At 52.5% G+C, this 23,574-nt stretch carries 21 protein-coding genes and 1 rRNA gene; 3 read left to right on the forward strand and 19 right to left on the reverse strand.

Annotated elements, in window-relative coordinates:
* The 5 genes from EX31_RS14540 to pepQ form a co-directional block, all read right to left on the reverse strand.
* Positions 1 to 122: ribosomal RNA gene (locus tag EX31_RS14540) — 16S ribosomal RNA — on the reverse strand; the annotation flags it as partial.
* Between the two features lie 432 nt (positions 123 to 554).
* Entirely contained in the window at positions 555 to 1,094 is a 540-nt protein-coding gene (hemG, locus tag EX31_RS14545) for a menaquinone-dependent protoporphyrinogen IX dehydrogenase (RefSeq protein WP_037035365.1), read from the reverse strand.
* A 22-nt stretch (positions 1,095 to 1,116) separates the two neighbouring features.
* Entirely contained in the window at positions 1,117 to 2,568 is a 1,452-nt protein-coding gene (trkH, locus tag EX31_RS14550; RefSeq protein WP_037035367.1) for a Trk system potassium transporter TrkH, read from the reverse strand.
* Positions 2,569 to 2,605: 37 nt separating this feature from the next.
* Positions 2,606 to 3,217, reverse strand: coding sequence for an IMPACT family protein (locus tag EX31_RS14555; RefSeq protein ID WP_037035370.1), 612 nt, complete (start codon positions 3,215 to 3,217; stop codon positions 2,606 to 2,608).
* Positions 3,217 to 4,548: a Xaa-Pro dipeptidase gene (gene pepQ / locus EX31_RS14560; RefSeq protein WP_013577423.1), complete on the reverse strand. Its 1,332-nt coding sequence runs from the start codon at positions 4,546 to 4,548 to the stop codon at positions 3,217 to 3,219. Before pepQ ends, EX31_RS14555 begins: the two co-directional genes overlap by 1 nt.
* A gap of 189 nt (positions 4,549 to 4,737) precedes the next feature.
* On the opposite strand from pepQ, the gene fadB reads away from it, so the two are divergent.
* Both fadB and fadA read left to right on the forward strand, forming a co-directional pair.
* Positions 4,738 to 6,930, forward strand: a complete 2,193-nt coding sequence (gene fadB, locus EX31_RS14565; RefSeq protein ID WP_037035373.1) for a fatty acid oxidation complex subunit alpha FadB — start codon at positions 4,738 to 4,740, stop codon at positions 6,928 to 6,930.
* 11 nt (positions 6,931 to 6,941) lie between these two features.
* Positions 6,942 to 8,105 (forward strand): acetyl-CoA C-acyltransferase FadA, encoded by a 1,164-nt coding sequence (gene fadA / locus EX31_RS14570; protein ID WP_037035376.1) that lies wholly within the window; start codon positions 6,942 to 6,944, stop codon positions 8,103 to 8,105.
* A gap of 116 nt (positions 8,106 to 8,221) precedes the next feature.
* On the opposite strand, the gene fre is transcribed toward fadA, so the two are convergent.
* From fre to pepE, 3 genes are all read right to left on the reverse strand, one after another.
* On the reverse strand, positions 8,222 to 8,923 hold the full coding sequence (gene fre, locus EX31_RS14575) for an NAD(P)H-flavin reductase (RefSeq protein WP_013577426.1): 702 nt from the start codon (positions 8,921 to 8,923) through the stop codon (positions 8,222 to 8,224).
* 48 nt (positions 8,924 to 8,971) lie between these two features.
* On the reverse strand, positions 8,972 to 10,462 hold the full coding sequence (gene ubiD / locus EX31_RS14580; RefSeq protein WP_037035378.1) for a 4-hydroxy-3-polyprenylbenzoate decarboxylase: 1,491 nt from the start codon (positions 10,460 to 10,462) through the stop codon (positions 8,972 to 8,974).
* A 194-nt stretch (positions 10,463 to 10,656) separates the two neighbouring features.
* Positions 10,657 to 11,382, reverse strand: coding sequence for a dipeptidase PepE (pepE, locus tag EX31_RS14585; protein WP_037035380.1), 726 nt, complete (start codon positions 11,380 to 11,382; stop codon positions 10,657 to 10,659).
* A 172-nt stretch (positions 11,383 to 11,554) separates the two neighbouring features.
* Here pepE and rfaH point away from each other — a divergent pair, with 172 nt between their 5' ends.
* Positions 11,555 to 12,043 (forward strand): transcription/translation regulatory transformer protein RfaH, encoded by a 489-nt coding sequence (gene rfaH, locus EX31_RS14590; protein WP_015690568.1) that lies wholly within the window; start codon positions 11,555 to 11,557, stop codon positions 12,041 to 12,043.
* 61 nt (positions 12,044 to 12,104) lie between these two features.
* Here the strand turns inward: rfaH and tatD are convergent, their stop codons facing one another.
* The 11 genes from tatD to katE all read right to left on the reverse strand — a co-directional run bounded on the left by tatD (position 12,105) and on the right by katE (position 23,524).
* Positions 12,105 to 12,896: a 3'-5' ssDNA/RNA exonuclease TatD gene (tatD, locus tag EX31_RS14595; RefSeq protein ID WP_037035383.1), complete on the reverse strand. Its 792-nt coding sequence runs from the start codon at positions 12,894 to 12,896 to the stop codon at positions 12,105 to 12,107.
* Between the two features lie 60 nt (positions 12,897 to 12,956).
* Positions 12,957 to 13,724 carry a Sec-independent protein translocase subunit TatC gene (gene tatC, locus EX31_RS14600; RefSeq protein ID WP_013577431.1) on the reverse strand — a complete coding sequence of 256 codons (768 nt, stop codon included), beginning with the start codon at positions 13,722 to 13,724 and terminating at the stop codon, positions 12,957 to 12,959.
* Between the two features lie 2 nt (positions 13,725 to 13,726).
* Entirely contained in the window at positions 13,727 to 14,374 is a 648-nt protein-coding gene (tatB, locus tag EX31_RS14605; protein WP_013577432.1) for a Sec-independent protein translocase protein TatB, read from the reverse strand.
* A gap of 3 nt (positions 14,375 to 14,377) precedes the next feature.
* Positions 14,378 to 14,644 (reverse strand): twin-arginine translocase subunit TatE, encoded by a 267-nt coding sequence (tatE, locus tag EX31_RS14610; RefSeq protein WP_013577433.1) that lies wholly within the window; start codon positions 14,642 to 14,644, stop codon positions 14,378 to 14,380.
* 73 nt (positions 14,645 to 14,717) lie between these two features.
* Positions 14,718 to 16,349 carry a ubiquinone biosynthesis regulatory protein kinase UbiB gene (ubiB, locus tag EX31_RS14615; RefSeq protein WP_013577434.1) on the reverse strand — a complete coding sequence of 544 codons (1,632 nt, stop codon included), beginning with the start codon at positions 16,347 to 16,349 and terminating at the stop codon, positions 14,718 to 14,720.
* Entirely contained in the window at positions 16,346 to 16,954 is a 609-nt protein-coding gene (locus tag EX31_RS14620; RefSeq protein ID WP_013577435.1) for a ubiquinone biosynthesis protein UbiJ, read from the reverse strand. The genes ubiB and EX31_RS14620 overlap by 4 nt, the downstream gene beginning before the upstream one ends.
* A gap of 13 nt (positions 16,955 to 16,967) precedes the next feature.
* On the reverse strand, positions 16,968 to 17,723 hold the full coding sequence (gene ubiE, locus EX31_RS14625; protein WP_013577436.1) for a bifunctional demethylmenaquinone methyltransferase/2-methoxy-6-polyprenyl-1,4-benzoquinol methylase UbiE: 756 nt from the start codon (positions 17,721 to 17,723) through the stop codon (positions 16,968 to 16,970).
* A gap of 141 nt (positions 17,724 to 17,864) precedes the next feature.
* Positions 17,865 to 19,406: a DNA recombination protein RmuC gene (gene rmuC / locus EX31_RS14630; RefSeq protein ID WP_037035386.1), complete on the reverse strand. Its 1,542-nt coding sequence runs from the start codon at positions 19,404 to 19,406 to the stop codon at positions 17,865 to 17,867.
* A 157-nt stretch (positions 19,407 to 19,563) separates the two neighbouring features.
* Entirely contained in the window at positions 19,564 to 20,091 is a 528-nt protein-coding gene (locus EX31_RS14635; RefSeq protein ID WP_013577438.1) for a DedA family protein, read from the reverse strand.
* Between the two features lie 165 nt (positions 20,092 to 20,256).
* Positions 20,257 to 21,018: a uridine phosphorylase gene (gene udp / locus EX31_RS14640; protein WP_013577439.1), complete on the reverse strand. Its 762-nt coding sequence runs from the start codon at positions 21,016 to 21,018 to the stop codon at positions 20,257 to 20,259.
* A gap of 223 nt (positions 21,019 to 21,241) precedes the next feature.
* Positions 21,242 to 23,524, reverse strand: a complete 2,283-nt coding sequence (katE, locus tag EX31_RS14645) for a catalase HPII (protein WP_197060731.1) — start codon at positions 23,522 to 23,524, stop codon at positions 21,242 to 21,244.
* Between the last annotated feature and the right edge of the window lie 50 nt (positions 23,525 to 23,574).

Consider the following 23,574-nt stretch of genomic DNA (forward strand, 5'->3'; position numbering starts at 1 on the left):
CATTACTCACCCGTCCGCCGCTCGCCGGCAAAGTAGCAAGCTACTTCCCGCTGCCGCTCGACTTGCATGTGTTAGGCCTGCCGCCAGCGTTCAATCTGAGCCATGATCAAACTCTTCAATTAAAAGTTCGATTTGCTTCAACAAGTGAAGCGGTGCTCAGAGATTACTTCGTAATAATTCAACTAAATGAATTACTGCTTGGTCACTCTAAGACTTGATATTTTTTGCCACCGAGGTGGCTGATATCGTCTTGTGAGTGCCCACACAGATTGTCTGATAAATTGTTAAAGAGCGTACGCCGCGAGAATTAACTCAGCAACGTGGGAGGCAGATAATACTCTTTCTCCCTGAAGAGTCAACCATTTTCTTTTACAAGATGCGGTGTTTTCACCGGGTTGATTCTTCCTGACTGGGCGACTTGGTTCTTGTTAGAGGAGTCGTTGTTCCCGGTCAGTGGAGGCGCATTATAGGGAGTTCTCAGAAGGCCGCAACCCCTAATTTCAAAAAACTTTCTGAATGCTTTCTTTTTGGCCTGAACGTCTATTAAGCCCGCATTAGTGCGATTTTTTATACGATATTTGCCCAAAATCTTCAGCGAATTTGGCCACCTGCTGCCAGTCGGTATATTCCACTTCTTTACGGGTATCTGTTTCACCACCTGTCATCCGCATAATCAGTTGGATCATGACCTTATCGAACCAGCGATATCGCGGATAACGTAATGCGCCAGCAAAGACACCGCATATTGCCGGTTCCCACGGGGATGCCAGCAGGAATTTACGTACATAGGCATTAGTCTGTGGTGTACGTTTTTCGGGTTTGCGCGCTGTCAGGTTGACGCCGAAAAAAGCCGACGGCATGTGATTCAAGGTTTCGGCGTGTTTTTTAACGAACTTATCCAGTACCGGGTTAAAGTGGCCGTAACGTATAGAAGCGCCGATCATCACCTGGTCATAGCTTTTCAAATCGACATGTTCCGCATGTACCAGATCAACAACATCGCAGTTGCACTTTTCTTTCAGCTCACTTGCTATATAAGAAGCGATAGCATGTGTCTGCCCGTCACGACTTGAATAGAGTATCAACGCTTTCATACTTGTTTCCCTTTCTTAAAACTCATTCCCGCCAGAACGTCGGCGTGAACAGCACTAATAATGTGAAGACTTCCAGACGACCAAACAACATGGTGACGATCAGGATCCATTTCGCCACGGAATTCATCGAAGCAAAGTTATCAGCCACCACCCCCAGCCCCGGGCCAAGGTTATTGAGTGTGGCGGTAACCGCAGCAAAGGCAGAGAAGTTATCCACACCGGTGGCAACAATCGCCAGCATGCTGACAATAAACACCAGTGCGTAAGCGGAGAAGAAACCCCATACCGCTTCTATGATACGTTCAGGCAACGCGCGGTTACCCAATTTGATGGTGTAAACCGCATTCGGGTGAACCAGCCTTTTCAGCTCGCGTGAACCCTGTAAATAAAGCAGAAGAATACGGATCACTTTAAGACCGCCGCCCGTTGAACCGGCACAACCACCGATAAAAGCGGAGCACAATAATAGAAGCGGCAGGAACAGCGGCCATTTGGAAATACTGTCAGTGGTATAGCCTGCTGTGGTGGCCATTGATACCACCTGGAAGAATGCCTGATTGAGCGTTTCCAGCGGCGAGCCGTAGGTATTGTGGATCCACAGAATCACCGTGCAGATGACGACCAGCGTGAACTGCACGCCGATAAACATGCGAAATTCCGGATCACGCCAGTATACCTTGAGGTTTCGCCCGCTCAGCACCGCAAAGTGCAGGCCGTAGTTACAGCCGGAGATCAACAGGAATACCGCCACAATGGTATTAATCGTTCCGCTATGGAAATAGCCGATGCTGGCATCATGCGTCGAGAAGCCACCGATGGCGATAGTCGAGAAACTATGGCTGATCGCATCAAAGACCGGCATCCCCGCGCCCCATAATGACAGCGCACAAGCGATGGTCAGCAGCACATAGATAAGCCACAGCGTTTTTGCTGTTTCGGCGATACGCGGGCGCATCTTGTTATCTTTCAGCGGCCCCGGCATTTCGGCGCGATACAACTGCATTCCGCCGACCCCCAATATCGGCAGAATGGCCACCGCAAGCACAATGATCCCCATACCACCAAACCATTGCAGCATCTGCCGGTAGAAGAGAATCGCTTTCGGCAAAGAATCCAGCCCGACCAGCGTGGTCGCGCCCGTCGTCGTCAGGCCGGAGAAAGATTCAAAGAAAGCATCGGTAAGGGAAAGATTCGGCCGCTCGGAGAACAGAAAAGGCAATGCCCCGACGCTGCCCAGCACCGTCCAGAACAGCACCACAATCAGGAAACCTTCCCGTGGCTTCAGCTCACTTTTCTGCTTCCGGTTTGGCAGCCAGAGAAATAACCCAATCGCCAGGGCGACAAAGAAGGTCTGACTGAACGCACGCCCCGCACCATCGCGGTAAATTAAAGCGACCAGACCGGGAATAATCATCGTTCCCGAGAAAAGGATGACGAGCACCCCCACAATGCGTGTTATGGCACGAAAATGCATGCTGGTGCGTTCCTCAGCGAATTAACCATAGAAAAATTTAAGAAACCGGACGCAGGATTAGCGTGCCACGGCTGATATCGAACAAATGGCTGACGGTTGCCGGTGCATCTGCGGCAGGCAACGCCAGAACGAGATCCACCGCCGCGCCGTATTCACTGCGTAAAATATGGCCGCCAACCTGCAAAAGCAGCGTTTCCACCAGCTGTAACTGGCTGTAATCACACTGCACCGCGAACTCCGCCAGCGGAACCTTTTGCTGCACGATAAGTTGTTTCAATGCCTGCTGAACACCGCCGCCGTAGGCTTTCACTAACCCGCCAGTACCCAGCATTATGCCACCGTAATAACGCACCACGACGGCGGTGATCTCCCCGACTCCGCTTCCCATCAGCTGACTTAAGATCGGTTTACCGGCTGTGCCCGCCGGTTCGCCATCATCAGAAAAGCCCAGTTGCTGAGAATCAGCAGGCGCGCCAGCTACAAACGCCCAGCAGTGATGACGCGCTGCCGGATGCTGGTTTCTGACCTCCTGAATAAAAGCCTTTGCCATTTCAACTCCCTCAGTTCTCGCCAGCAGGGTGATGAAGCGACTCTTCTTTATTTCTTCGCTGAAACTGACAGGCTCAGCGGGGACGGGATAAGGCTGCATCAGGCCAGCTTCAGATCACGTGTCATATTTTCGATACGATTATCGTGGATGACAATGTTGTCTTCGATACGAATGCCGCCAAATGACTTCATGGCATTGATGCGATCCCAGGCAAAGTGTTTGCTAAACTGCCCTTCGCGCCACGGTAACAGCAACGAATCGATGAAATACAAACCCGGCTCGATAGTCAGCACCATGCCTGGCTCAATCACACGGGTACAACGCAGGTAGGGATATTGCGAAGGCGCGGCCAGATGCGTGCCGGTATCATCCTGCATAAACCCGGCAACATCGTGAACCTGTAACCCCAGCGGATGCCCCAGACCATGCGGCAGGAAAGGCCCGGTCAGGTTCTGTTCCACCATGGCGTCTTCACTGATATCCACCACCAGCTTATGCGCTTTCAACAATTTGGCGATACGGTGATGCATCTGAACATGATAGTCGGTATAGCGCACACCGGCTTTAATCGTATCAATTAACGCAAGTTCTTCCGTATTGAGATCTTTCACGAGTGCTGCGAAATCACTGTCAGGTTTTGCGGCATAGGTACGCGTCAGATCGGCGGCATAACCGTTATATTCTGCACCGGCATCAAGCAGGAAGCTGTGCATTTCGGCAGGCGGCTGATTATCGAGCGTAGTGTAATGCAGTACGGAAGCGTGTTCATTGAGCGCGACAATGTTGCTGTAAGGCACATCGGTATCACGATGACCGGTAGCAGTGAGATACGCCAGATTGATATCAAATTCGCTCATGCCGGAAAGGAACGCTTCTTTCGCCGCGCGATGGCCACTGACCGCGACTTTCTGCGCTTCACGCATACAGGCCAGTTCATAGTCTGTTTTATAAGCGCGATGATAATGCAGGAAATCCAGTACCACTTTCGGATTCACGTTCGCCGCAGGGATACCCATGCTGATCGCACGTTCCTGACTGTAACCGATGTAACCCACACGTTTGAGATCAACGGGCAACTGGCCTTTGATATCGTCAGCGTTGGCCAGCGGCGTCAGGGAAATCTCTTTCGTCCAGAAGGACTCCGGCAGCGGCTCATGGCTGTGCCAGTAATCCACCGGAGAATAGAACCACAGCTTCGGCGCATTCACGCCATCCACCCACAACCAGCAGTTCGGCACTTTGGTGACCGGCACCCAGGCTTTGAACTGCGGATTGACTTTAAAGGGATAACTGTGGTCATCAAGGAAGGTCGTCAGCAACTCACCGGAGTGAATCAGTAACGCATCAAGCTGAGAACGTTGCAGAATTTCACGGGCACGCGTCTGCAGCGTGGCGATATGTTCTTTATAAAGCGTAGTAAGCGATTCCATCCAACTGTCCTTTTTTCACCTGAATGACGATGCAGCATCTTACCACAGCCTCACCGCGACCATAGTCCCGGAAGGTTTGTGATCTTGCCTGCAAATAAAACACATCTCATTTGCAAATTATTAACATAAAAACCACACTCCAAAACATCTGGTCATACCAGATCATCCCAGATGATTCAGGAGAGACACATGCTCTACCAAGGCGAAACACTACACCTGCACTGGCTCGACGGCGGTATCGCGGAGCTGGTGTTTGATGCCCCAGGCTCGGTTAACAAACTCGACACTCAAACTGTCGCCAGCCTGGGCGAAGCCATTGCAGTACTTGAAAAACAGTCTGACCTGAAAGGTCTGCTGCTCAGTTCGGCCAAACCAGCGTTTATCGTGGGCGCGGATATCACCGAATTTTTATCCCTGTTCAACGCGCCAGCCGAAAAACTGCATGAATGGCTGGATTTCGCCAACAGCATTTTTAACCGGCTGGAAGACCTGCCGGTACCGACACTTTCTGCCATCAGCGGTTATGCGCTGGGCGGCGGTTGCGAATGCGTGCTGGCGACAGATTTTCGTATCAGCACTGCCGATGCCCGGATTGGCCTGCCGGAAACCAGTTTAGGAATTATGCCGGGCTTCGGCGGTTCCGTACGTCTGCCACGTCTGATTGGTACTGACAGTGCGCTGGAAATTATCGCCGCCGGTAAAAATATCAGTGGAAAAGAGGCCCTGAAAGTCGGGCTGGTCGATGCGGTGGTTGAAGCCGATAAACTGCGCGACGCCGGCATCAGCATGCTGAAAAACGCCGTTGACGGCAAACTGGAATGGCATAACCGTCGTGATCCTAAACGTCTGCCGTTGAAACTCAGCCAGATTGAAGCGGCGATGAGCTTCAGCGTCGCCAAAAGTATGGTCATGCAAAATGCCGGTAAACACTATCCGGCGCCCATGAGCGCGGTGAAAACCATAGAAGCCGCGGCCCGTCTGGGTCGCGATGAAGCGTTGCAGCTGGAAACCGCCAGCTTTGTGCCGCTCGCACAATCAAAAGAAGCCCGCGCACTGGTCAGTATTTTCCTTAACGATCAGTTTGTGAAAAGCAAAGCCAAAAAACTGGCGCAAGACAGCGAAAAACCGAAACAGGCCGCCGTATTGGGCGCGGGCATTATGGGCGGCGGGATCGCCTACCAGTCTGCGCTGAAAGGCGTACCGGTTGTGATGAAAGATATCAACGACCAGTCCCTGACGCTCGGCATGAACGAGGCTGCCAAGTTGCTCAACAAGCAACTGGAGCGCGGTAAACTCGACGGTCTGAAAATGGCTAAAGTGCTGTCGACCATTCATCCGACGCTGGATTACAGCGGCATCGAACGTGCCTCCGTGGTCGTTGAAGCCGTGGTCGAGAATCCTAAAGTGAAGGCCGCGGTGCTGGCGGAAGCGGAATCTCTGCTCGGCACCGATACCGTTCTGGCCTCGAATACCTCGACCATTCCTATCAATCTGTTAGCGTCTTCGCTCAAACGCCCGGAAAACTTCTGTGGTATGCACTTCTTCAACCCGGTGCATCGTATGCCGCTGGTCGAAATCGTGCGTGGTGAGAAAACCTCAGACAAAACGATTTCGCGCATCGTTTCTTACGCACTGGCGATGGGTAAAACGCCTATCGTGGTCAACGACTGCCCGGGATTCTTCGTCAACCGCGTACTGTTCCCGTATTTCTCCGGTTTCAGTCTGTTACTGCGTGATGGCGCTGATTTCCGCCAGATCGACAAAGTGATGGAAAAACAGTTCGGCTGGCCGATGGGTCCGGCTTATCTGCTGGATGTGGTCGGCATCGACACCGCGCATCACGCCCAGGCCGTGATGGCCGCCGGTTTCCCTGAGCGCATGGCACGGGATTACCGTGACGCTGTTGATGTGCTGTTTGATAACCGTCGTTTTGGGCAGAAAAATCAACTCGGTTTCTACCGTTACAGCGAAGACAGCAAAGGCAAGCCGCGCAAGGAAGTTGACGAACAGGCGATCAGTCTGCTGGCCGACAACCTGAAACCAGCACACACTGACTTCTCACCGCAGGACATCATCGCCCGCATGATGATTCCGATGATTAACGAAGTGGTGCGCTGCTTTGAGGAAGGCATTATTGCCAGCCCGGCCGAAGCCGACATGGCGCTGGTCTACGGCATCGGATTCCCTCCTTTCCACGGCGGCCCGTTCCGTTATCTTGATACCCTCGGCACCACTGAGTATCTGAAAATGACCGAACAGTACGCACATCTGGGGCCGATGTATCAGGCACCGGAAGGGCTACGCGCTAAAGCGCAAACCAATGAAAGTTACTATCCGGTTGCCGCTCCGCTGGAAAACTTCAGCACCGGTAATCAGGCATAAGGACCGAAATCATGGAAAACGTAGTCATTGTTGACGCAGTCCGCACGCCAATGGGCCGTTCAAAAGGCGGCGCATTCCGCCATGTCAGGGCTGAAGATCTCTCCGCGCATCTGATGCGTGCCGTACTGGCCCGTAATCCGGCGCTGAACGCCAAAGATATTGATGATATTTACTGGGGCTGCGTCCAGCAGACGCTGGAACAAGGCTTCAACATTGCCCGTAACGCGGCGCTGCTGGCGGAAATACCGCACAGTGTTCCCGCGACTACGGTCAACCGGCTGTGCGGTTCTTCCATGCAGGCGCTGCATGACGCCGCCCGCGCCATTATGGTCGGTGACGCACAGGTCAGCCTGATCGGCGGTGTGGAACATATGGGTCATGTGCCGATGAATCATGGTGTGGATTTCCATCCGGGGCTGAGCAAAACCGTAGCGAAAGCCGCAGGGATGATGGGACTGACGGCGGAAATGCTGGCAAAAATGCACCAGATCAGCCGTGAAATGCAGGATGAATTTGCCGCACGTTCACATCAGCGTGCTCATGCAGCCACCGTAGACGGGCATTTCGCTAACGAAATTGTGCCGACCGAAGGCCATAACGCCGATGGCGTTCTGACCCGTTATGATTTCGACGAAGTGATCCGCCCGGAAACGACGGTCGCCACACTGGCAGCTTTACGCCCGGCGTTCGATCCGGTGAATGGCACTGTCACGGCGGGAACTTCTTCTGCCCTCTCCGACGGCGCATCGGCGATGTTGCTGATGAGTGAATCCCGTGCCAAATCTTTAGGTCTGAAAGCCCGTGCCCGCATCCGCGCCATGGCGGTGGTGGGCTGCGACCCGTCCATTATGGGTTATGGCCCGGTGCCGGCAACGCGTCTGGCTCTGAAACGCGCCGGACTGAGCGTGCAGGACATCGGTCTGTTCGAACTGAACGAAGCCTTCGCCGCACAAGCCTTGCCGTGTGTGAAAGATTTGGGACTGCTGGAAACTATGGAGGATCGCGTCAACCTGAACGGCGGTGCCATTGCGCTCGGTCACCCGCTCGGCTGTTCCGGCTCTCGTATTTCCACCACGCTGCTGAACCTGATGGAGCGTCGCGACGTCCAGTTTGGCGTTGCGACCATGTGTATCGGTTTAGGTCAGGGCATCGCGACCGTTTTCGAACGCATCTGACAATCCCTTTCTGCAAAAACAAAAAAGCGGGCATTCAGCCCGCTTTCATCAATGTGTCTTACCCGTTTTAGTTGCCGTTTTCCCGCCTGTCAGGGGCGGGCTTTTTCATTGTTCAATCAGATGAAAGAGAAAGCATCACCAAACAGACGGTCTTCCTGCGCACCGCGCTCGGCGACAAAACGTTCACGGGCGATTTTAGCCATCTCAAAACGACCGGCGATATAAATGTCGTACTCAGCCAGTGAAGAGAAATCTTGTAAAACCGCGCTCAGAACAGTGCCACTTCTGCCCTGCCAGCCCTCTTCCGGCTGTTCAACCACCGGGATAACTTTCAGGTTCGGATGATTGATGCTCATCGCTTCCAGTTCACCGAGATCATACAGATGCTTCAGCTCACGGCCCCCCCAGTAAATCGAGATATCACGATGCGGTTGCTGCTCGAGTGCTGTGATCAGAATGGAACGCACGTAAGAGAAGCCCGTTCCGCCGGCAATCAATACCAGCGGACGCTCGCCATCTTCGCGTAACCAGGCATCGCCGTGCGGAATATCAACGGTGATTGCCTGTTCTTTCAAAATGCGATCCATCACGGCCATCGCGTACAAATTCAGTTCAGACGCGCCGATGTGCAGCTCAATCACATTGTGTTGAGCCGGCGTCGAGGCCAGCGAGAACGGGCGCTTGTCACGCTCATCCATTACCACCATAAGATACTGACCCGCGCGGAACGAGAAAGGCGCTTCCGGAACCAGCCGGACGCGATACACCGTATCGGTTATCGCCTCAACCGAGGTCACTTTACAGCTCAATGTTGTCATGCGTTCCCTCTGTGGGTCGTCAAAGCAAAGCGTAGGACAAAGATTCGATTATTTTTTCACATCGTCTTTATCATTAAGAATAGCGAGTTCATCCCAAATAGCGTCAATACGCGCGGTGACTTCCGGGTCTTTCACAATCGGACGTCCCCATTCACGCTGCGTTTCACCCGGCCATTTGTTGGTCGCGTCCATCCCCATTTTCGAGCCAAGGCCCGACACCGGGGAGGCAAAATCGAGATAATCAATCGGGGTATTTTCCACCAGAACCGTATCCCGCGCGGGATCCATCCGGGTGGTGATCGCCCAAATCACGTCGTTCCAGTCGCGGGCATTCACATCGTCGTCGCACACAATCACAAACTTGGTGTACATAAACTGACGCAGGAATGACCAGACCCCCATCATCACGCGTTTAGCATGACCGGCGTATTGCTTCTTCATGGTAACGACAGCCAGACGGTAGGAGCAACCCTCAGGCGGCAGATAGAAATCAACAATTTCCGGAAACTGCTTTTTCAGAATCGGCACAAACACTTCATTCAACGCCACACCCAGTACTGCGGGCTCATCTGGCGGACGGCCGGTGTAAGTCGAATGATAGATGGCATCTTTACGCTGCGTCATGTGCGTAATGGTGAACACCGGGAAGCTATCCACTTCATTATAGTAGCCGGTGTGGTCGCCATAAGGGCCTTCCGGTGCCATTTCACCCGGCTCGATATACCCTTCAAGCACAATCTCGGCGCTGGCAGGCACTTCCAGATCGTTGGAAATACATTTCACTACTTCCGTTTTGTTACCACGCAACAGCCCGGCAAAGGCATATTCAGAAAGCGTATCGGGCACCGGCGTCACAGCGCCAAGAATCGTTGCCGGATCGGCACCCAGCGCCACGGAAACCGGAAAACGCTGGCCCGGATTCTGCTGGCACCATTCCTGGAAATCGAGCGCGCCGCCCCGATGGGACAACCAGCGCATGATCACTTTATTTTTACCCAACACCTGCTGACGATAAATGCCCAGATTTTGACGCGGCTTGTTCGGGCCACGAGTCACAGTCAGGCCCCAGGTGATGAGCGGCGCGGCATCTTCCGGCCAGCACTGCATCACCGGAATTTTGGTGATATCGACCGCATCGCCTTCCCAAATCTGCTGCTGACAAGGTGCCGAATGCAGCACTTTGGTCGGCATGTTCAGCACTTGTTTAAACTTCGGCGCTTTGTCGTATAAATCACGAAAACCGCGCGGCGGCTCGGGTTCTTTCAGAAACGCCAGTAATTCACCGACTTCCCGCAACGCACTGACATCTTCTTTGCCCATGCCCATCGCCACACGCTGAGGTGTGCCGAATAAATTGCACAAAACCGGCATGTCGTAGCCTTTAGGATTTTCGAACAAAAGCGCCGGACCGCCTGCACGCAGGGTACGATCGGCAATTTCGGTCATTTCCAGATAAGGGTCAACTGACTGGCTAATGCGTTTCAGTTGGCCTCTCTTTTCGAGTAACGAGAGGAAGTCACGTAAATCACGGTATTTCATGCTGATTCTGAGTCGCCGGGTTGAAGGAGAGCATTATAGAGCCTCTCCGGGGTTGTTGCTGCTTTTTTGTTATCAGCAAGTTTGTTATCAGTAAATTTCTTATTGGTAAGTAAAGTCTGATAACGAAAAAGCAGTATAACCGTCAGCCCGGGTATTTTTGGTCTGACGGTGCGGAAGTTATATCGCGACGACAATCACACGCAGTTAAAAGACACCAGAGGCTGGAGCGCCTGAGTATCCTGATATTCCTGTGTGTCTTGCTCGTGGCGGAAAACCTTAAACCCCTGATTTTTAGCACTGAAGTAACTCAGATCATTGCCGGACACCTGCAACAGGCTGCCTTCACGCAACGCAATCACTGATTCAGACGGGTTAACCGCGCAGAATTCCGCAATGCGCTCATCACGGGTTTCGCCCATATGACCGCTTAAATGGGCATCGATGTAATGCGGATTGATTTGCACCGGGAACAGGCCGAGAGCAGGCAGAACCACAGAGTTGCGAACAGGCATATCATTGGTGGTGCGGATGCTTGGCGTGGCGACATTACAACCCGCACTCCAGCCAACATAAGGCACATTGCGCTCACGCACTGCCCGCTGAATCGGTACGATCAGGCTATGTTCATGCAGCATCTGATTAAGCATCCAGGTATTCCCGCCGCTGATCAAAATGCATTGTGCGCCGGCAATAGCTTCAGCAGGATTTTTTGCATGATGAATACTACTGACGCGAATGCCCAACGTATCAGAAAGTTCCAAGGCGCGGGCATCGTAATCACTGCGGATCAGGGCGTAGGGGACCAGCACGGCAGAGGTGATATTGTGTGCCTCAAACATAGTCTGGATGCGCGTTTTAGCGTAACCCAGTAACTCAGATTCACCTGAAAGCTTGCCGTTACTCAGTAAAAACAGCTCCATGAGATTTCTCCTGATAAAATAGGATTAATAGAGGGGATAAGAACGCGCTTTTCTCCGATAATAAAAGATAACGGGCCGACAATCAGCAAACGTCTGCATAGACTTGCACTGTCTGTATCTCATGAGCGGCTTTTGGTATGCTGCCCCGCTCAACGCTTTTATGTGGGAAACTATGGAATCCTGGTATTTACTCTATTGCAAACGTGGTCAGCTTCTTCGCGCAAAAGAACATCTTGAACGCCAGAACGTTAACTGCCTGACGCCGATGATCACACTGGAAAAACTGGTGCGCGGACGCCGCACTGCGGTCAGCGAGCCACTGTTTCCAAATTACATGTTCATCGAGTTCGACCCTGAGCGGATCCATACCACGACGATCAACGCAACGCGTGGCGTCAGCCACTTCATCCGCTTTGGTGCGAAACTGGCCACCGTCCAGCCTGATGTCATCAAACAGTTGATGGAGCCACCAACAATTGAAATTCGTGATCCTGATACGCCGTATGAAGGCGATCAGGTGGTGATTACCGACGGGATTTTTGCCGGTATCGAAGCGATTTATACTGAACCGGACGGCGAAGCACGTTCACTGCTGATGCTTAACCTCATCAACCAGCCGGTTCGTCAGAGTATCGAAAATACCCACTTCCAAAAAATCTGACCGGCATCTCCGCCCAGTACAAATGATAAAGGCACCGTTAAAGGTGCCTTTATCATTGGGTTCAGCGGCGCGCGGACAATGCAAAAAGTTTACGTGCATTGTCATCCGTGATATCTGCCAGCCACTGAGGATCTTCCCCGCGCCACAGCGCGACCTGTTTAACAATATGCGGCAGGAAAGCCGGTTCATTGCGGCGGTTTTTCGGCTTGTTTTCCATATCACGCGGCAGTAAATACGGTGCATCGGTTTCAAGCATTAACCTGTCCGCAGGGATCAACGGCAGCATGTCACGTAATTCCAGCCCACGACGCTCATCGCACACCCAACCGGTGATACCAATCGACAGTCCGAGAGATAAATACAACTCAAGCTCCTGACGGGTGCCGGTGAAACAATGAACCACGCCGCCCGGCAAATCGGATAGCCAGGGTTTCAGCAACGCGGCGAAGCGCTCACCTGCATCGCGACAATGCAGAAACACCGGCAACTGTAATTCTTTCGCCAGCGCCAGCTGTGCCGTGAAAGCCGCTTCCTGTCGATCTGCCGGAGAAAAGTTGCGATTGAAATCCAGCCCGCACTCACCGATAGCCACAACATTGGGTAACACTGCAAGCTCACGGATACCGGCTTCAACCTGCGCATTCCAGTGACTTGCCTGATGCGGATGCACGCCCGCCGTCGACCAGCAAAAATCAGGATGCTCATCCGCCATTTTCTGCGCTTCGACACTTTCCTGCGCTGACGTTCCGGTGATCAACATGCCGCTCAGACCGGCAGTTCTGGCTCTTTCCACAACCTGCAGCCGATCTTTATCAAACTGACTGCTGGTGAGATTTATACCGATTTCAAACATGGGGAGTCCTGAAACAGAAACCGCCCAACAGGGCGGTTTCTATGTATAACGAAAGAAACTTTAAGCAGGCTGATCCGGATCGGTCTCGTTGTCGACGTCCGACCGGCGACGGCCTCCGACATAGAAACGGGCAAAGAACACGCCGATTTCAAACAACAGGTACATTGGAATGGCCAGCAATGTTTGCGAGAACACATCCGGCGGTGTTAACAACATCCCGACCACAAAAGCCCCGACCAGCACATACGGACGTTTCTTTTTCAAGTCTTCGGGTGTCGTTACACCACTCCAGCAAAGCAACACAATCGCGATAGGCACTTCGAAGGAGACGCCAAACGCCATAAACAACGCCATCACGAAATCGAGATAGTTGTTAATGTCGGTGGCTATCTGCACGCCAGCCGGTGCAGTTTTCGCAAAGAAAGCAAACGCCAGCGGAAACACGACGAAATAAGCAAAAGCCACACCGAGATAAAATAACGCGGAGCTTGAAAACAGCAGCGGCATCATGAGACGGCGTTCGTGTTTGTAGAGCGCCGGAGCCACAAATGCCCAGACCTGATACAAAATGAACGGTGCAGAGACAAACACCGAGACAATCATGGTCAGTTTGATAGGCGTAAAGAACGGCGACGCGACGTCAGTCGCAATCATGCTCGCGCCCAGCGGCATTTGTTTGATCAGCGGTGAAGCCACCAACTGATAGATGTCATTTGCGAAATAAACCAGCGCTAAAAACACCACAATAATGCAGATAATGGCATTTAGCAGGCGCTTACGCAGCTCAATCAGATGACTGATAAGGGGTTGTGTATCTTCAACTGCCATGTTTAACGCTCGCCTGTCGTTTGAGTTGATGAAGCCGGTTTAGCCGGTGCTGCGGGTTCAGCCACAGGGGCTTCAGCAGCAGTTTTCACAACCGGTGAAACGTCAACAGAAGCGTCAGCCGCGTGTTCCGCCGAGGCCGTCAGCTTTTCAGCCGCAACATGCGCCGTTTTATTTGAGGCCAGAGCGGCATCAACAGCACTTTGCGGTGCCGTTGCCGGTGCAGAAACCACATTGTCGGCAGCAGCAGGAGAGACACCCGCATCATGGTGCGCTTCAGCTTCATCCAGAACAGGGTTGTGGATGGTGTTGCCTTCCGCTTTGGCTTCTTCCACAGCTTTCTCTGCAGGATTCAATCCTGAATTGATCGACTGCTTCATAGATTCTGCGGCTTCTTTCAACTCGTCCATAGACGCTTTGATTTCTGGCGTGAGATTCTTCAGACCGGCTTCTTCCGCTTTCTTCAGGCTATCCTGCAATTCCTGGAGTTTCAGTTCCTGCGACAATTCGCTTTGAACTGAAGCAGCCATGGCACGAAGCGTACGGATCCAGCCTGCTACTGTTCTGACTGCTACAGGTAAACGCTCGGGCCCGAGGACAACCAGGCCAATCACCAATACCAGCAGCAGTTCACTAAATCCAATATCGAACACGGCTTATACCTGCTCTTTGTTTTGGCTCTTGGTGTCTTCTGCTTTCGCTTCTGGCTTGCTTTCAACAGACTTTGCTACGAAATCAGCATCAGTGGGAGAAACGTCAGCGTCTTTAGTTTTTGACTGGCTGTCGTCGTCACTCATGGCTTTTTTGAAGCCTTTGATGGAAGCACCCAGATCAGACCCCAGACCACGCAGTTTCTTCGTACCGAACAGCAGTACCACAAGAACAACGAGGATCAGGATTTTTGTAATACTAATACCACCCATTATTTTCACCTCAAACAGGAAGGAACGACATTTATTGCCGTCCGCAAACGGCATTCGATTTAAAACAATTTGTTCAGCTGGCGCGCTTCCATCCGATTAACCAGGAAACAACACCGGCTGCCATCAGGCAGGCGGGGTAAACCTTAACGCCACCCAACAGTAAGAGGGTTCCGCTCAACAACAGCGTCGCACCCATTCCCAACAAATAACGAGACTGCCCCTGACGGGAACTCTGGTTATGGATCTGGGAGGAAAGCTTCTCAATGTTGTATTGCAACAGCTTGTGCTGATGCAGGCTCTGATAAACCAAATCTGGCAGTTCAGGCATTTTCTCAATCCAGAACGGCGCACGCTCTTTCAGTGCGCGGATCATCGCCGGCAGACCCACCTGATCACGAACCCAGCTTTCGAGGAAAGGTTTCGCCGTTGTCCACAAATCCAGTTGAGGATAAAGCTGACGCCCGAGGCCTTCTACATACAACAGTGTCTTTTGCAGCAACACCAACTGAGGCTGGACTTCCATATTAAAACGGCGAGCCGTATTAAACAGATTTAACAATACGTTACCGAAGGAAATATCCGCCAGCGGTTTCTCAAAAATCGGTTCACACACTGTCCGAATTGCAAATTCGAATTCTTCAACGTTGGTATCTCGCGGGACCCAGCCGGAATCGACATGCAATTCAGCTACTTTGCGGTAATCACGGTTAAAGAACGCGATGAAATTCTCCGCCAGATAGCGCTTGTCTTCCTTATTGAGCGAACCAACTATGCCGCAATCAATGCCTATGTAGCAAGGATCTTCAGGCGTTTCGTAGCTCACAAAAATATTGCCCGGATGCATATCCGCATGGAAGAAACTGTCGCGAAAAACCTGAGTGAAGAAGACCTGTACACCGCGCTCCGCCAGCAATTTCATATTGGTGCCCTGTTTTTTCAGCGCCTCAATATCAGAAACAGGGATCCCGTAAATACGTTCCATCACCATCAATTGTTCGCTGCAATAGTCCGGGTACACTTCCGGCACATACAGCATCGGGCTGCCTTCAAAGTTACGGCGAAGCTGAATGGCATTCGCGGCTTCACGTAACAGATTCAGTTCATCAAGCAGCGTTTTCTCATACTCACGTACCACTTCACGCGGACGCAAACGGCGACCATCCGGTAACAAAATCGGTAGCCAGCCAGCAAGACGCGACATCAAACGGATATCAGCAACAATGGTCGGTAAAATATCCGGACGGATAACTTTGAGCACCACCGGTTTGCCGTTTTCTTTCAGGATCGCCGTGTGCACCTGAGCAATAGACGCAGACGCCAGCGGCGTCTGATCGAACTCATCAAACCAGGTTTCCAGCGGGCCACCCAGCGCGGCATCAATTTGCTGACGGGCTTTCGCACCATCAAACGGCGGAACATGGTCCTGAAGCAAAGCCAGCTGATCGGCTATGTGCGGGGGGAAAAGATCGCGGCGTGTAGACATCATCTGACCGAACTTGATCCAAACCGGCCCAAGCTGTTCCAGTGCCAGGCGCATGCGCTCACCTAACGGCTTTTCTTTATGACGATTTGGTAACCAGAAAAAAAGATAACGACCAATTCTCAGTGGTAACGTTAAGCGGATTTTAGGGATCAGTTCGTCAAGGCCGTAGATCAGAAACATGCGGATAATCAGATATAAACGTCGCATTTCCCTAGGCGTCACGGTTTGTCCTCCAGTTTTTTGATACGTTTATCCAGCGCATCCAGCTCACACACCAGTGCGGAAACCTCATCACTAAACCAGACAACTTCCAGCGGACCGGGTGCCATTTTCCACTCTTCAGTCAGCGTTTGCGCCACATAGCTCTGCTGGTGTTTCAACCCTTTTTGCAAAAAGCTGAAAACGCCCTGCACGGTCTGACTCAGCCCCTGTGCCGCAATGTCACCGATATAGGGTGCCAGAAATTCCGCAGGCTCAATTTCCGCCATATCCAGCAATGCAGAGAACTGCTGAACCAGGGCGATATCGCCATCAACTACCAGCTCGCCACTGCGCATCATGGGCGACAACTGCTGGCGATCACGTAACTTATGCAGCACTGACAGTTTCGAGGTGACGGTGCAATCTGCCGCGCCGTCCCATTGCCCGAGCACATCAATTTTCTGTTCACTGAACACAAACGTCAGTGGTGTACTCAGTTCCTGCAATTCCACACGCAGAACTTTACCGGCCAGACGTGTCCGCGCCGCCTTCATGCTGCGATCTCTGAAAAGCAGGTAATTAAGCGGCGTCTCGATAGCGGCAGTCAGTAACGGCGTTAACAACATCGGCATACTCATATCAGAATTTGAAACCCCGATGTAACGCCACAATGCCGCCAGTCAGGTTGTGATAAGTCACATTTTCAAAACCTGCGTCCGCCATCATTCCTTTCAGTGTTTCCTGATCCGGATGCATACGGATTGATTCAGCCAGATACCGGTAGCTTTCGGCATCGTGTGCAACCAGCTCGCCAATACGCGGTAAAATATGGAAGGAATAGGTGTCGTAAGCTTTGCTCAGCGGCTTCAGCACCGGTTTGGAGAATTCCAGTACCAACAGACGCCCGCCCGGCTTGAGTACGCGGAACATGGAACGCAGCGCCTTCTCTTTTTCAGTCACGTTACGCAGACCGAAAGAGATGGTGATACAGTCAAAATAGTTGTCCGGGAACGGCAGAGCCTCGGCATTCGCCTGAACGTAGCTGACGTTGCCGACGATGCCAAGATTGCGCAGCTTTTCGCGGCCCATCTTCAGCATGGAATCATTGATATCCGCCAGCACGACTTCGCCTTTCTCACCCACCAGACGGGAGAATTTTGCGGTCAGATCGCCCGTACCCCCGGCCAGATCCAGCACACGTTGTCCCTGACGGACACCGCTGCAATCAATAGTGAAGCGTTTCCAGATGCGATGAATACCGAAAGACATCAGATCATTCATCAAATCATATTTTGCCGCAACGGAATGGAAGACTTCTGCCACCATTTCCTGTTTTTCATCTTTGGCTACTGTACGAAAACCAAAATGGGTGGTTTCCGGCGTCTGCTTTTCCATTATTTATGCCTGCTTTTTCAGTCGAACTCTTGGGGAGAAGTGTATCAGAACCCGTTCGAAAGCCCCATCACCGATGGTGATTCAACATATTGCAAAAATTCATGCATTGAATCACAAATACAGTGCAGGCCCTCTCAACCGCTATGCCTGCTGGTGGGGAGTTAACTCACCCGGGTTCAGCGTCTGTTCTTCTTCCGCATCAGAGGTATCGGGCAGAGATGCGGTGTCTTCAGGTTCATTTTCCGCTTTCGCTATTTCAGCCAGAGACGGACTGATAGGCCGTTTAACTTCAACACCCAGCGCGCGGAAACTTTCCACCTGTCCGATAAGATTACCACGGCCTTGCGAGAGTTTATTCATCGCGGATCGATAACTTCCCTGCGCTTTGTCGAGACTTTGTCCCATCGACTCCATGTCATCCACAAACAGCCGCAGTTTGTCGTAAAGACGTGCCGCGCGGTCGGCGATACGTTTGGCGTTCTGACTCTGATGCTCATAGCGCCACAAGTTACTGATCGTTCGCAGCGCCACCAGCAGGGTCGTCGGGCTGACCAGCATAATATTGTGCCGGAGCGCTTCGCTAATCAATTCTGGCTCACGGTCGATAGCCAGCAGAAAAGCGGGCTCAACAGGGATAAACATCAGCACATAGTCGAGGCTGCGCAGACCGGGAAGTTGCTGGTAATCTTTGCGCCCGAGCAGGCGGATATGTCCGCGCACCGAGGCAATATGTTCATTGAGTGCCGCTTCCCGCTCGCTGTCATCCTCGCTGTTGAAATAGCGCTCATACGCGACCAGGGTCATTTTGGCATCAATCACTACGTCTTTATTCTGCGGTAACCTGACGACCACATCAGGTTGCATCCGGCTGTTGCTGTCAACCTGCACGCTGACCTGAGTCTGGTACTCATGCCCTTCGCGTAAACCGGAAGCCTCGAGCACGCGGCTCAGCACCACTTCCCCCCAGTTGCCCTGCGTTTTGTTGTCACCTTTCAGTGCCTTGGTCAGGTTGACGGCTTCACGGGCCATCTCCACATTCAGTTGCTGCAGATTGCGGATCTCATGCGCCAGCGTATGGCGTTCACGGGCTTCCTGCCCAAAGCTGTCCTGCACCTGACGACGGAAACCATCCAGTTGCTCGCGCAACGGCAACAGTAACTTGTCGAGACTTTGCTTGTTCTGTTCGTCGGCACGACGGCCATTTTGTTCGAAAATCCGGTTAGCCAGATTTTCAAACTGGCTGCTCAGGCGCTGTTCGCTGTTAATCAGCAGACGCTGCTTTTCTTCAGCCGCCATGCGGGTTTCATCCAGACGGGTTGAAACCTCACGCAACTCTGCTTCCTGCGCGCTGTTGATTTCCCGCTGCGCACGCAGTTCCTGATTCAGTTGCTCACACTCGTTTTGCCAGTGGGCAAGCAGTTGTAATTTTTCCTGACTGGCCGCCTGCAGGCTATGCAGTTTGCGCAGCTCAAGTTCAGCCTCGCGCAGTTGCTGCTGCCCTGATTGCCGCTCGCTTTTGTGCGTATCATTTTCCGCTTTAGCCTGTTCCAGCGATTGTTCCAGCAAACGGCGCTGCGTTTCATACTCCGTCTGCTGTTGCTGTTGGCGCAGGCTGGCGATAAGCCAACCTACGAGTAAGCCCATTAACCCCGCCCCCAGGGCTGTCAGGATGCTGATATCCACGCGATTTCCCTCTTAAAGTCTCTTGCGGCCAAGGTAATGTCAGGCTGTATGGATGTCCAGTCTATTTTCTGTTGCATTGAGCCTTTGCGAGACGTCTTCCAAAAAGGAATTTCTCTGTATTTGCCCCCTTGCGATAGCCAGCCACAGAGAGCAGCATTCAAAACCAGCGGCTCAGCCACTGAATGCCGAAAGCACCTGGCGCCAGGATGCCGAAAGCCCAGATGAGTGCAGACGTCACATTCGCAATCTGGAAATATTTTTGCGGCATACCGCAGATACCGGCAACCAGTGGCACAACGGCACGAAGCGGGCCAAAGAAGCGGCCAATGAAAGCCCCGGGCATGCCCCATTTTTCAAAGAAAGCATGTCCACGAACCAGCATTTGCGGATGGCGGGAGAAAGGCCAGAAATTGCCAACCCGATCCTGATAACGGGCACCAATCCAGTAAGAAAGCCAGTCTCCCAGGAAAGCGCCTGCGGCGGCAGCAGCCCAGATGGGCCAGAACGGAATACCGGTTTCGCCAATCAGCGCGCCGAGTCCCAGCAAGATAAACGTCGCCGGGAGCAGCAGGGAAAGGAATGCCAGAGACTCACCAAAAGCCAGAAAGAAAACGATCGGTGCAGCCCACACCTGATGGGCACGGATGAAGGTAGTGGTGTACTCAAGAAGGTCGTGAACAGTCAAAAATGCAGTTCCTTTTGTCAGAGTTCCGGGAGGAGATTCATCAATTATTCCAGATGGATTACTAACATGACCTTAACAGATCTGCTTAGCAGGGCAAAAAAATGGGCCGCCAGAGGCAGCCCATTGATGTGATGATGTGATGTGGTTGTTTTAGTTTTATAGGGACTAAATAAGCCTGCGGGCTGCTTCTACAACAATCTTCACCGCATGACTTTCAGTCTTTTTCATGGTTTCCGCATTAGGGATTTCCTGCTGCGTGCGGTTCACGATAACACCCGCCACCATCCCCGCGCGCAGGCCCTGGCTTGCACACATGGTCAGCAGAGTCGCGGATTCCATTTCGTAGTTCATGACGCCCATTTCCTGCCACTCTTTCATCGATTCTTTGAAGCGACGGACAACACGGCCAGAGTAAGTGTCATAACGTTCCTGACCCGGATAGAAGGTGTCAGAAGAGGCGGTAACGCCAATGTGCGTCGCGGCACCCACGGCTTCTGCCGCCGCAACCAGCGCGGTGGTGCAGGCAAAATCGGCTACTGCAGGGAATTCCATCGGCGCAAAGTGCAGGCTCGCGCCATCAAGGCGAACGGCAGCGGTCGTGACCAGAACGTCACCGACATTGATGTGTGGCTGGATAGCGCCAGTTGTGCCGACTCGCAGGAAAGTACGGATCCCCAGTTGCGCCAGTTCTTCAACCGCAATAGAGGTCGAAGGGCCACCAATACCGGTTGAGCAAACAATCACAGATTTGCCATCAAGCTCAGCACGCCATGAGGTAAATTCGCGGTGGGAAGCCAGACGAACCGGGTTCTCCATCAATTTGGCAATTTTTTCCACGCGCTCAGGGTCGCCGGGAACAATCGCCAGCGTCGCGCCGTTTAAATCTTTTTTGGCCAGGCCAAGATGGAAAACTTCAGGCTGAGACATAACAAACTCCTCTGTGTGTAAGGTCATTTATTGGCAGGAGGAACACCCGGCAACTGTACTGAACATTGTGACGTTATTTCGTGACGGTCGTCACTATGATGTAACAACGGGAATTTCACATACATTTATTTTGTGATTCAAGTCACAAAATAAGGAGGGGTGAGGGAATTTTAAACAGGCAATCTCCGCTGCCGGGGATTGCCTGTTTATCAGTTACAGTTAATCAGGCAGGAACGGCATCTGCCGCCGCACTGCGCGACCAGATCCGGTGTTTGAGCATGTCTTTCAGAAACGCCTTCAGCAACGCTCCTTCTGCTTTTTCACCTTCCACAACGCCCTCTTCCGGCACATCGTCCGTCAGCCCCAGCAGCGATTTGAAGCGGCGTGCATCGCCACTTAGCCCCACCACTTTCAGGTGTTTGTAGGCTTCGAGCACATAATGCCGTGCATCGCCATTCATCAGCAGTGCGTCGATATGCCCATGCGGAACAATCACTGCATCAACGGTGATGGAAGGCGATCCGGCAAACGTCGCATCAACCGGCAACGTAGAACCATCATCGGCAGTCACACTCCCTAAATGACTGGCCAGCAGCTTAGGGTGAACGCCAGCGGCCTGAAGTGCCTGTAAGGTTTCCAGAACATCCGCCGCATTCACACCTTCACCCAGCAATATCGCCACCTGCCGCCCTTTGATCGTGCCTTTACCGCTGGCATACAAACTCAGCGACGGATCATTTTTCAGCCCATTCACGGGCTTCGGCGGTTTGATCTTCAGGGTGTCAGCGGAAAGGGTAATACCCAGATTTTTCGCCACTTTCTGCGCCAGCGTCTGATCAACATGCGCTAACAGATCCACGACCCGCTCGCGGATATACGGCCGCGCCACCTTCGATAATTCAAATGAGAAAGCGCCGATAATATGATCCTGCTCCGCTGTTGTCTGGCTCAGCCAGAACAGGCGAGGATGGGCATAATATTCGGCAAATGACGGGCTGCGCTGACGGATTTTTTCTGCATCAACCCGTTCAGGATAACTTTCAAAGCCACCGCCGGACGCTGCCGGAGGTGTTTCCCTCGGCCAGTTATTGTTGATGGAATTCGGCTCGTAGTTCGCCGGATTCGTATCAATGTCCTGACGGTGCATGCCGTCACGCTGGAAGTTATGGAAAGGGCACGTCGGCCGGTTAATCGGAATTTCATGGAAATTAGGCCCGCCCAGACGACTGATTTGCGTGTCGGTGTAAGAGAACAGTCGCCCCTGCAACAGCGGATCATTGGTGAAATCTATGCCCGGCACAATGTGCCCCGGGTGGAACGCGGCTTGCTCGGTTTCAGCAAAGAAATTATCGGGGTTACGGTTGAGCACCATTTTGCCGATCAGTTCTACCGGCACCAGTTTTTCAGGGATGAGTTTGGTCGGGTCGAGCAGGTCGAAATCAAATTTGAATTCATCTTCTTCCGGGATCAACTGCACACCCAGTTCGTATTCCGGATAATCTCCGGCTTCGATGGCTTCCCACAAATCACGGCGGTGGAAATCGGCATCTTTCCCGGCCAGTTTCTGCGCTTCATCCCATAACAAAGAGGCTTTTCCGGCCAGCGGTTTCCAGTGGAAACGCACAAAAGTGGCTTTGCCTTTCGCATTCACGAAACGAAAAGTATGGATGCCAAAACCTTCCATCGTGCGGTAACTGCGCGGAATGCCCCGGTCAGACATCGCCCAGAACACGTTATGCAGGGTTTCCGGTTGCAGGGACACGTAATCCCAGAAGGAATCGTGCGCACTCGCCCCCTGCGGGATTTCGTTATGCGGTTCGGGTTTTACCGCATGCACAAAATCAGGGAATTTATGGGCATCCTGAATGAAGAACACCGGTGTATTGTTACCGACCAGGTCGTAAATGCCTTCATCGGTATAAAACTTGGTCGCCCAGCCGCGGATATCACGCACGGTATCTGCCGAACCGCGGGAACCCTGAACGGTAGAGAAACGCACAAATACCGGCGTTTTCTTTTTAGGATCAGAGAGGAAGCTGGCTTTGGTCACTGCCTTCATACTGCGATAGGGCTGGAAATAACCGTGCGCCGCAGCGCCCCGCGCATGAACGATACGTTCGGGAATCCGCTCATGGTCGAAGTGAGTAATTTTTTCACGGAGAATGAAATCTTCAAGCAGTGTCGGGCCACGGTTTCCGGCTTTCAGCGAGTTCTGATCATCAGAGATTTTGGTGCCCTGATTGGTGGTCAGCGGCTGTTTTTCACCATTTTTGCGGTGGCGTTCTAATGCATCGAGTTTGGCATTGGTATTTTCCGGACTCTTCGCACTGCCGGACGCTGTCGGTTCTTTTCCTGGCGGTGTCGGTTGTGGTGAAGGCTGATAAATACGATCGCCGGGCGCAAGATCCCCCAGGCCTGGCTGTGAAGATTCAATGCCCGTGGCGGGGGCGCGGCTTACCGATTTTGACTCGCTTTTCTTGGTCACTTTAGAGGGTGATTTTGACATTGAACATAGCTCCTCGACAAAGGTTTCGGGTGTTCTGTAGACGTTCTGTA

The organism is Rahnella sp. WP5, assembly GCF_000745615.1.
Taxonomy (GTDB): domain Bacteria; phylum Pseudomonadota; class Gammaproteobacteria; order Enterobacterales; family Enterobacteriaceae; genus Rahnella; species Rahnella aceris.